1 pseudogene is annotated in these 1,878 nt (G+C 42.6%); it reads right to left on the minus strand.

The features are described 5' to 3' along the window. A pseudogene (locus BCU12_RS23280) lies at positions 1–1,878 on the minus strand (hypothetical protein); the annotation flags it as partial.

Raw genomic sequence — 1,878 nt, forward strand, 5'->3', positions numbered from 1 at the left:
GCCATAGTCTTCTGGAGCGGTCGCACTTGAGTCTGTGTACTTAAGTCTTACAAGAGTCTGAGTCGTACTTTCGTTCGATAGCTCCACGGTGAATGTAGCTGTATTACCTTCTTCTACTTGTATATCAGAGATACTTTCAATGACTGGGCGATCGTTATCGCCATCATTTTCACCACCATCTTGAATAGTAGCCTCACCTGACCTTTCAATGTCTTGCGCTTGCGTAGCAACATTAAGAACAAAGGTCTCATTTCCTTCAAAGACAGGTGCGTTATTGTCATCAGTTGTTTCGACAGACACGCTAAAGCCATCATTGTTCGCTGGTAATTTAAAGCCAAACTCACCAGTCGTAGGGTCGACGTCCACTGTGACCGTCGTTTCAACGTTATCTACAAAATAAGTCACAACAACTGACGTTGCGGTGTAATCAGAATCGCTTGATGCGGTGCCATCTGTAAGTGTCATCGTGATTGGCGTTTCAAGCCTAGTCTCATTACTTAGAGTGACATCAAAAATAGCCTCATCACCTTCCGATACTGACAGACTTGAAACTTCAGTAACCACTGGAGGGGTTTCTACTACCGTAACATTAATGGTCTCAGATACCGTTCTGCTTTCATCTGGGAAGTTAGGATCCATTTCAGAGGAAGTAACAGTAACAGTAACAGGGTACGGTTCACCTTCAGGACTTGGTTCAGAGAATTTGATCTGAAGATTCACAAGATCATCCCAACCAGAAATGTCAGCAATACCGTCTTCACCCACAGTTATCTCATCTTCACCAACAGTGCGAACAATTGTGCCTTTAGGTAGATTTTCAAGAATAACCGTTAGCTCTTCCGAACCATCAGTATCTCTAGAAGCTCCAACAACTAAATCACTAATATTAATGAAGGAGTCTTCATAGCCATAGTTATCTACTGTTGTAAGCTCAATGTTATCCAGTAGAGCACCGTAAGTGTCTGTTTGATTCGATTCAAACACTAATGTATAAGTTCCTTCTTCTGGCGTTTCAAAGGTTACCTGTTGGGTAGACCAACCTTGAACTTGGGTCTCATAATCAAATATTTCAGTTCTTTCCCCGCTCTCACTAACTAAAAACAGTGTCGCTGGTGAAGAACCAACTCTTCTCGCTGAAATATCAAATGAGATTAAATAAAAGTTTCCAGCCTTTGCGTCGAACTCAGTAGACAAAGTATTGTCTTGACGCCCTCCTTCTAATTCAAACAGTTTATTCTGATCCCTACCACCGAGATAAACACCCTCTTTGCCCACTTCGCCGCGACCAGTATCTTCATCGGTAGCCCATTTACCTACACTATCCCCACCATTAAGCTCTTCATCAGATACGTTACCGCGCCAAGAGCGTCGACCAAGATCTACTTGTTCAAAGTTGTTTGAAGCTAAAATGGTTGGATTGGACACGAATAGTGATGGCTCATCAGCAACAGGCGTAACTTCTACATTTACATCATGGCTTTGCTCTACAGAGTCACCGTTATCATCCAAGCCTTGTACTTTAACGCTAAAGTCTACATCGCTGTCTGCCTTCGGTTTCACTTCTACTTTCGTTAAGCTGTTGGCATCAAAGACTGCTTTACCATCTGTAATAGCAACTTTTTCCCCGTCAACGTATAGTTCTGCACCTGGTGGGATTTCACTCACTTCCAATTGAGTGATAGAGCTTCCTAACGGAATATCAATGTCCAGCTCAATTCGCGAATCTTCAGCGCCAATAGAGTCACTTGTAACGGTAATATCAGCAACAGGAATGACATTAATTAAGCTTGTAGCTGTTTCCGATTCCAGTCCACGTCCATCTGTAACTTTTACTTCGATTTCTCTTTGAGTCGTGTCAGAGTCTTCACTAGAGTTTGT

This window comes from Vibrio sp. 10N.261.55.A7 (genome assembly GCF_002877365.1).
Taxonomy (GTDB): domain Bacteria; phylum Pseudomonadota; class Gammaproteobacteria; order Enterobacterales; family Vibrionaceae; genus Vibrio.